Consider the following 8740-nt stretch of genomic DNA (forward strand, 5'->3'; position numbering starts at 1 on the left):
GGCGCACCCGGACCCGCTACGAGACGATCGACGGCAGGAGGGCGAGGCTGGGCCTGCCGGTGTAGGATTGGTCCAAGAAATCTGCCGCATCCCCCGAGCCCGATCTTTGCCCACGCCGTGGGCCCATCGAGATGCCTTGCACCGCGTTGCAGAGAGTGCGTGCATAAAAAGAAGGCTGCCCATCGGATCGTTGCATAGAATGCCATCGCTTGCGGTGGAGCCGCTTTTTTCAGCTCCGCAAGGCTCACGCCTGCCTAGCGGGGGAAGCAGTGCAGGGTGCGCGTCGGAGTCACGACGACACCGACGGGCCGATCAAAAGACTCCGAGGGGACGCGGGTGACAACCTGCTCGTCAAAGCAGGCGCCGACGAGGAGAGGGCGGCTGCCGGCGGCCGGAGCGGGGCTCTGGCTCTCGGGCGCGCTGTCCGGTAGACGCGGCTTATCGGCCGAGGTCAGCCACGCGTCGTAGTAGCCGGCCCCGTAGCCCAGCCGCATTCCGCATGCATCGAAAGCGAGGCCGGGAACCAACATGACGTCGATATCTCCCGCTAATACGGGTGCCCGGCCGGCGGGGAGCTCGGCAAGGGGTCGCTCGGGATGGGCGAGGAAGGCAGGCCGCTCCCCGGGGCTCGCGGCCGCGTGCGGCCCGTCCGCTCCGGTGCCCATGTGGCGCGGTTGCTCGGTACGCCCCTCCGTGCGGGTCAGCAGCTCGTCGGCGCTCACGGGCACGAAGGCCATCCGTCGGCCGGTCAGGGTCACGGGCGCGAGCAACCTCACATCGCCGCTCGCGCTCAGCTCTCCCACGAGGCCATCCATCGAGAGTTCCGTCCCCAGCGCGCAGTATACGGCCACGGTGCGGGCCGCCCGCACCTCCGGCAGCGCGAGCACCCGCCGGCAGGCAGCCTGCGAGAGCCGCTTGCGCTCCGCTGCCGGGATGCCCGCCCGCACCTCGCGCATCGCAGCGCGCAGTGTCGCTTTCTCTCTGCCTATCCTACCCGCGAGTTCGGCCACGCTCGTCTCTCCTTGATGGTGTCCGCCGATCCTGCCTGCGAGCCAGACTACCCTCGTCTCTCCTTGGCGTGCCTACCGCTTCCCGCATGCGAGTACGGTCATGCCAGCTTTTTTCGGTGGCCCTGTCATTCCCGCGAGCACATCCGGCTCCCCGGTTGATCCGCCGGCCCTACGCGCGCTACACGCCCAGTGCCTGCATGACGAACATCACGACGGTCAGCACGCCGACGAGCACGATTGTCCCCCACGTCAGCACGTTCCACAGCTTCGAGTTGCGGTAGCGCCCCATCGTCTTGCGGTCGTTGATGATGAGCACGTGGAACACGAGCAGCACCGGAAGCAGCACGCCGCTGATGACCTGCGCCGTCGTCATGATGCCGAACAGGTTGACGTCGGGCAGCATCACGATGGCGCACGACAGCACCAGGATGAACGTGATGATGCCCTTGTACGTCGGCGCCTCGCTCCAGCTGCGGTCGGCGCCGCGCTCCCACCCGAACGCCTCGCAGATTGCCGAGCTCGTGATGCCGGGCAGCACGCACGCTGCCAGGAAGCTCGCTGCCACGAGGCCGGCGGCGAACAGCTTCTCTGCATAGGCGCCGGCGATGGGGGCCAGGGCGCTCGCCGCGTCGGCGGCCGAGTCCACGGCGATGCCGTTGGGATAGAGCACCGTGCCCGTCGTGATGATGATGAACCACGCGATGAGGCAGGCCACGACCGACCCCGAGATGCTGTCGGCCCGCTGGTAGCGCAGCGTCTCCGCTCCCTCGCCGCGGTCGACGACGTTGTTCTGCGCAAGGAAGATCATCCACGGGGCAATCGTCGTGCCGATCGTGGCGATGAGCAGCGAGAAGAACCCGGCCTCGCCGACGACGTGGGGCACGAACGTGCTGCCGAGGACGGCTCCCCAATCGGGCCCGGCCATGAAGGCAGCGGCGACGTAGGCGAGAAACACACAGCTCACGGCCAGCAAGACCTTCTCGACACGCTTGTAGCTGCCGCCGGTCGACAGCAGCCACACGATGAGGCCGGCCAGGGGAACCGATATGACGGGTGGGATGCCGAACAGCGACATGCCCGAGGCGATGCCCGCGAACTCTGACAGTGTGACGGCCGTGTTCGACACGAGCAGCGCCCCCATGGCAAGGGCCGTCGGCCGGATGCCGAAGTGCTCGCGGATGAGCGAGGCGAAACCCTTCCCGGTGACGCAGCCCATGCGTGCGGCCGACTCCTGCACGACGGAGAGCAGCAGCATCATGACGGGGATCATCCACAGCATGCGATAGCCGTACAGTGCGCCGACGCTCGAGTACGTCGCGATGCCGCCGGCGTCGTTGCCGGCAAGGGCCGCGACCATGCCGGGCCCGATGGCCGAGAGGTACAGCAGCCACGTCGGCTTCTTCTTCGCGGCCGGGGAGGGGGCCGGGGGCTCCAGCGCGTCGCCCGCAGCCGGGCATCCTGCTCCCGGAGTGCGACCCGTGGCTGGCGCGGCGTCGCTGCTTGCTATGCTCCGCGCTCCTGGCTCGCCTGCGGCCTGCGCGTTGCGCGCCGCCGCCGCGCGTCCTCTTCTCTCTGGACAACCCCGCGCACTTTGCCTGCCGCTCGCCGTCGCCCCTCGCCCCAGCTCGCCTGCGCCCCTCTCTCGCTCGCGCGCCATTACAGCGCCCCGGCCAGCGCGCAGATCCCCACCGTCAGCGCCACGAACACGGCGCTTGCGGCGAGCATGACCACCAGCGACGCGCCCACGCCGGGCGTCGGCTTACTCTGCTCGGCACGCTTCGTGAACACGCGCGTCGCAATCGCCGCGCTGCCGACGACGAGCGCCACCGTCACCATCGCGGCCCCGGCGACGCAGCTCACGAGCGTCGTACTCGCCGCCCCCGCAAACGGCAGCGACTCGCTCCACAGCGCGCAGCTCACGAGCAGCCAGCCGAGCGCGCCCATCGTCAGGCCGATGACGAGGTCGCGCACGAGCAGCCCCGCCAGCGAGGGCGCGTCCTCCTCGGAATCGATGATCGAGCCGGCGGCGAAGGGCAGCATGTCGTCGGCCACCAGCAGAACCGCAGGCAGGAACGCCAGCAGCACCATGGAGAGCCCTCCTGGCGCCACGTGCTGCATGAGGGCGCACACGGCGAGCCACACGCCGAACCACAGCTCGCGGCGCAGGTACCACGAGAGGTGGCCCGCGCCCGCGTCGCCGACGGTCTCGGAGCGCGTGCCGGTCGTGAGCTCCAGGTCGCGCTCGTGCTCATCCTCGATGACGTCGAGCGCGTCGTCCACGGTCACGAGGCCGAGCAGTTTGCGGTTCTCGTCCACGACGGGGATGCCCAGCAGCGAGTACTTGCCCATCTCCTCGGCGACGTCGCGCTGGTCGTCCTCGGGCGACGCCGTGATGAGGTCGGTGAACGCCAGGTCGGCCAAGCGGGAGTCGTCGGGGGACACGATGATGTCGCGCAGCGAGACGACGCCGGCGAGCGCCCCCTCGTCGTCGAGCGTATAGATGTAGTGCACCGACTCGAAGTCCTCATCGAGCCCACGCAGCCGGGCGCGCGCGTCGGCGATGGTCGCCGTGCCGGGCAGCGCCACGAACTCCGACGTCATGATGCCGCCGGCCGTGTCCTTGGGGTAGCCGAGCAGCTGGCGGATGGCCTTCTCTTCCTTGACGCCCATGAGGTGCAGCAGCTTCTCGGCCTTGTCGTAGGAGAGCTCGCCGATGATGTCGGCGGCGTCGTCAGGGTCCATCTGTGCGATCATGCCGGCGGCCTCGCGCTCGGACAGGTCGTCGATGACGTCGGCCTGCAGCTCGTCGTCGAGCTCGGCCATCGTGTCAGCGGCGCTCTCGGCGTCGAGCTGGCGGAACACCTGGGCGCGCAGCCGCGGGTCGAGCTGCTCGATGATGTCGGCGATGTCGGCCGGGTGCATGTCCTCGAGCGACTTGTGCGTCACGGACAGCTTGACCTGCGAGATGTCGCGGTCGAGCAGGTCCATGTAGCTCCAGGCGATGATGCGCTCCGGTATGGGCTTGCCCAGGGCGCGGGCGGCCCCGCAGACGAGCTTCTCCAGACTGGGGGCGATGCCGCGCAGGATGCCGCGCGCGCCCACCTCGGCGCCGAGCAGGCGCAACTCCCCGTCGCCGGCGCTCGAGAGCTTGAGGTCGTTGACGCGCACGACCTTCATGCCCTGCGTGTCGACGATCTGCTTGTTCATGAGGTCGCGGCGCAGCAGCAGCTCGTCGGGCTGCAGGTAGGAGAAGCGCACGCTCGTGGCCGGGACGTTGAGCGTGATGAGGTCCTCCGTGGCTGAGGCGACGTACTTGCGCCACGAGATCATGAACGGCACGTTGGCCGGGCCGCGAAACGCGAGCGCCGTGATGCGGGGGAACACCTCGCCCACGGCGGCGCCCACGTCGCTCACCGTGCCGATTTTCTCGCCGTCGGCATCGACGACCTGCGTTCCCAGGATTCCAGAGAGGTAGGGCATACCGGTCCCCTTCGTGCGGGCGCCGCTCGGCCGGAACGGCCCAGCTGGCGACGCGTGCGTGTCAGACTCGCGACCCCTCACATGGCCGCGGCCCGACGGGACCGGCTCAAGGAGGGATCAGCACATACTGTGAGGTCGAGGTTTCAACGCTAACCCTTCTCTTAGCCCAATGGAGTTTTGCGATGCCCCAGCGAGCCTCTCGCGCCTCACGCGCGGGGCCTGCTGAGCACCACTGGGCGAATTGTACTCTCCGAACCGGCGCCGCGCGACGGTTTTAGCGGCCGGCTTCACGGGATGACCGCGCCTTCCCGCGTTCTTGCCCGCATGCAAGGGGCGGGCGTCCCCATCACTGGAGAACGCCCGCCCCCTTCGGCTAGCTCGTGCGATGCTCTATTCGCTCGCGATTACGCCTCGTCCCACGGCTCCATGAGCTGGGCGATCTGCTGGGACACGTAGCGGCCGAACGCCAGCGCGCCGCCGAAGCCCGTGCCCGACGCGTCGTGGCTCTGGCGCGTGCCGGCCGTGATGCCCTGCTCGCTGTAGTGGCTGATGTTGCCGGCGAGGAACAGGCCGGGCACGACGTTGCCCTTGACGTCGAGCGCCTGGCACGTGAGGTCCTTCTTGAGGCCGCCCTGCGTGCAGGCCACGGAGATGGCCGTCTTCCAGGCGTAGAACGGGGCCTGCGCGATGGTGATGAGGTCGCCGGACTCCGTGATGCGGTGGTCGCGGCCGAACACGCTGTCAACGCCCGTGGCCTCGACGTCGCCGTTGTACTGGTCGAGCGTCGCCTGCAGCGTCGCGGCGTCGCAGCCGATCTTCTCGGCGAGCTCCTCGATGGTCTGGGCCTCGATGAGCAGGCCGGAGTCGACGTTCTTCTGGTGGTCGTAGTACGAGCTGTTGTTGTTGGAGTTCTCGTCGGCGATGGCCTGGTCGTAGATGCAGTAGCAGACCTGGTCCGTCTGCTGCAGCACGTCGGGCCAGATGTTCGTGTAGCCGCGCGACTCGTCGACGAAGCGCTCGCCCTCCTGGTTCACGAGGATGGCGCCCATGTGGTACATGGCGCAGCCGTGGACGCCGAAGCCCTCGGGGTGCGACGTGCACAGCAGGCCGATGTAGCTGATGTGGCGCGTCGCCACACCGAGCTCCATGCAGGCGAGCATGCCGGTGCCGTCATCGCCCACGTGGCCGGAGTGCAGCAGGTTCTCGGCGCCCTTGCCCATGACGTACTCGTTCATCATGTCGACGTTCATCGCGTAGCCACCCGACGACATGACGAGGCCGCGCTTGGCCTTGTAGTACAGCGTCTCGCCCTCGGGGCCCGTCGCCTGGATGCCCAGCACGCGCTTCGTGATGGGGTCCTGGATGATCGAGACGCACTTCGTCTCGAGGTGGATCTCGGCGCCGCGCTCAAGCGCCTGCTGCTCGAAGAAGTCGATGCCGCTCGACGGCGCGATGAAGTGCTCGCGAGGGCGCGACGTGCCGTTCGTGGCGCGCACCTCGCCCTGGAGGAACTCCATGCCCAGGTCGGTCAGCCAGTCGTAGAGCTCGGCGGACAGGTCGGCGTACAGGCGCATCATGGGCTCGTTCACGTCGTCGCCCAGGTTGTTGATGAGGTCCTCGTAGAAGATGTCGGCCGAGTCCTCGATGCCCTGCTCCTTCTGGAGGGGCGAGCCGGGCAGGTCCATGCCGCCGTTGCAGATGCGCGAGTTGCCGCCCGTGATGCTCATGTGCTCGATGCCGATGGCGCTCATGCCCTGGTCGCGCGCCTCGATGAGGGCGCACAGGCCGGCGCCGCCACAGCCGACGACGATGACATCGGCCTCGTAGTCCCAGCTCGCGGGCAGCCAGGGGGCGTCGCTCGTGGCGGTGACGCCGGCCGACGTCGCGCTGTCGGACGAGGCGGACGCCTTCTCGGAGGCGAGCGCCTGGGCCGCGCCGGCGGTCAGGGCCGTGGCGGAAACGAGGCCGCCCAGCTTGACGAGATCCCTGCGGTCGATGGAGGTGCGTGTGCTCATGGTCGATCCCCTTCTCTCTCGTGGCGCGGCGCTGCCCGGTCTCGCTCGCGTGCCCTGCGCGCCCCGGCCGTCGCATGGGGCATGCGGTCGGGACGTGCGGAGCGCGGCGCGGGGCGGGTGTGCCGCTGATCGATCGCCGTGTGCGTCGATGGCCCAAAATGTAGCCAGCGGGGATGGGCCGTCCGAGACACCAAGAGGGGGACGGCGGTGCACAATCAAGCGTATTTTGGCCATCGTCCGGTTGGTGTGATGGCCTGAGCTGGGGAAATGGCAGAGTCAAGCGCTGCGTGGCGCAATGTGCGAGGCGGCTTTGGGCTGGCTGGTCCGCGCCCTGGCCGCCCGGCTACGCATGCCCGGGCGTGCGCGAGGCTGCGCGCTTTACCGGGCGCGCTCCTCGATGAGGTCGAGCAGCTCCTGGCGGCTGTGGATGCCGAGCTTGTCGTAGACCTTGCGCGTGTGCGTGCGCACGGTGTTCTCCGAGATGGACAGTCGCTCGGCTATGTAGCGCTTCGAGCGCCCCTCGCAGATGAGCGTGGCTACCTCGCTTTCGCGCTCTGTGAGGCCGCCCTGTTGGGCAAGCGCCCCGAGCGCTTGCTGGCGCGCGGCGTAGCGTTCGAAGGAGGCGGGGTCGGCGGCTTCGGGCGTGAACAGCCGCGTGTCGCGGTTGCTGCGCACGCCGGCGATGAGCGCGATGACGGTTGCCAGCACGAGCACGTAGAACACGTACATCTCGATGCCGCGGTCATAGAGGGCGGCACCCGCTGCGTGTGAGATGGCAAGGCCGCCCAGCTCCGTTGCCGGCAGCAAGGCCCACCCGAAGCCGAACGTCGCGAACGGGTGGTGGGGCATGCGGCAGACGAGGACGGCGAGCGTCGCCACGAGCATGAAGTTGAAGATGTTGCGCGCGTAGTCCGAGGCCATGCCGGCTACGGGCGAGTCCTCGTTGTCGTAGAAGCTCAGCGTGAGGACGAGCGCCGTGAATATGAGCAGCAGGCCGATCTGGCACATGAGGCCCAGGTCGACGCTCTTCGACGAGGAGAGCACGAACGCGAGCAGTGCGATGGGCAGCGCGACTTTGACGAGCATGCCGATGGCGATGACGGCGAGGTTGCTCTGCTCGTCGGGCAGGGCCACCTGGAACGCGCCGAGCGTGAGGCCGTACAGCACGACGAGCACGACGTAGGGAACGAGGGCGCCCGCGCTCATGGGGCGAGAGTGCGGGGCGGCGCTGGCGGAGTCGGCTGCCTGAGCCGAGAGCTCCCCGACGTAGGCGGAGGCGCGGCGGCACATGAGCAGGCAGGCCAGGGGCAGCGGGGCGACGATGACGCCGGCGGCCGTGGCCGGCAGCAGCTCGAGCGGGAAGCGCAGGGCGGCGCCGATGGCGAACGATGCCAGCACGAAGAACACGGCCTCGCGTTCCTGGAGCCTGCCGTAGACGAACGCGCACTGCAGGTAGCACCAGGCCATCGTGGCGCCGGCGAGCACGGCGGTTGCGAGGGGCAGCCACGGGGCGAGCCCGGCGACGGGGGCGATGAACAGGACGGTGGGCGCGCACATGAGCAGCGCGAGTGGCAGGGGAGTCTTGGGGAAACGGCTTGTCCCGGCGTCGTGGCCTCGCAGCAGGGCGACCAGCGCGACGAGCGCGGCGGTGAGCGCCTCGGCGCCGTAGAACGCCATGAAGCAGGAGGAGTCATAGCTGTAGAGCGGCTTGATGACGAACAGCGTCCACGCACGTGGGCAGACGAGGGCAAAGAGCCAAATGACCTGCGATGATGCAAACAACCGCTTGAGATTCACTGTCGACTCCCTCGCTTGTGCCTCTGTGGGAGTGATTCTACGCCAGGTGGTGGAGGCGTGCGGCGCGGGAGGACGGGGCACGGCAGGTTCGCGGGGATCGGGCAGGCTTCTTGTCGCGAGACCCGCCACTTGTGGCCAGAAGGCCGAGCTGTGTATGGCGGGTCGGACGCGCGCGATTTCCGTCTCCCACGCGGCCCGGCAAAACCGCAGGTGAGCGCTGTGCCCTTGCGAGGTGCGAAGCCGGGTGCCCCAAACGTGCCATACACGCCCGGCGTTTCTGTCCGCGCGGGCGCCGTTTCCGTGCGGCGGCCTGCGCTACGCTGCTCGCGGCCTCCCGCTCGCTCGCATCCCTTGCGGCGCCTCGCTCCTGCGGGCACCCGGCTTTCGCCCGTGGCGCCCGCGCGCCCCACCGCTCGCACCCCTTGCGGCGCCTCGCTC

At 68.9% G+C, this 8740-nt stretch carries 5 protein-coding genes; all 5 read right to left on the reverse strand.

Features of this window, described 5'->3' with window-relative positions; translation table 11 throughout:
• Positions 1 to 254 precede the first annotated feature (254 nt).
• The 5 genes from KHZ24_11820 to KHZ24_11840 all read right to left on the reverse strand — a co-directional run bounded on the left by KHZ24_11820 (position 255) and on the right by KHZ24_11840 (position 8302).
• Entirely contained in the window at positions 255 to 956 is a 702-nt protein-coding gene (locus KHZ24_11820) for a hypothetical protein (GenBank protein MBS5451873.1), read from the reverse strand.
• Between the two features lie 232 nt (positions 957 to 1188).
• Positions 1189 to 2367, reverse strand: coding sequence for an Nramp family divalent metal transporter (locus KHZ24_11825; GenBank protein ID MBS5451874.1), 1179 nt, complete (start codon positions 2365 to 2367; stop codon positions 1189 to 1191).
• A gap of 299 nt (positions 2368 to 2666) precedes the next feature.
• A complete protein-coding gene (locus KHZ24_11830; GenBank protein ID MBS5451875.1) occupies positions 2667 to 4490 on the reverse strand; it encodes a CBS domain-containing protein in 1824 nt (607 codons plus the stop codon).
• Between the two features lie 404 nt (positions 4491 to 4894).
• Complete coding sequence (locus tag KHZ24_11835) at positions 4895 to 6505, reverse strand: FAD-binding protein (GenBank protein MBS5451876.1); 1611 nt, start codon at positions 6503 to 6505, stop codon at positions 4895 to 4897.
• Between the two features lie 378 nt (positions 6506 to 6883).
• Positions 6884 to 8302: a LuxR family transcriptional regulator gene (locus KHZ24_11840; protein MBS5451877.1), complete on the reverse strand. Its 1419-nt coding sequence runs from the start codon at positions 8300 to 8302 to the stop codon at positions 6884 to 6886.
• Positions 8303 to 8740 lie beyond the last annotated feature (438 nt).

The sequence above is a fragment of the Coriobacteriia bacterium genome (assembly GCA_018368455.1).
In the GTDB taxonomy this organism is placed as follows: Bacteria; Actinomycetota; Coriobacteriia; order Coriobacteriales; family UMGS124; genus JAGZEG01.

Bases quoted from the DNA above. Each gene is read 5' to 3' on its own strand.
- KHZ24_11820 (MBS5451873.1), bottom strand. From the start codon at position 956: ATGCGCGAGGTGCGGGCGGGCATCCCGGCAGCGGAGCGCAAGCGGCTC.
- KHZ24_11835 (MBS5451876.1), bottom strand. From the start codon at position 6,505: ATGAGCACACGCACCTCCATCGACCGCAGGGATCTCGTCAAGCTGGGC.
- KHZ24_11830 (MBS5451875.1), bottom strand. From the start codon at position 4,490: ATGCCCTACCTCTCTGGAATCCTGGGAACGCAGGTCGTCGATGCCGAC.
- KHZ24_11825 (MBS5451874.1), bottom strand. From the start codon at position 2,367: ATGGTCGCGGCCCTTGCCGGCAACGACGCCGGCGGCATCGCGACGTAC.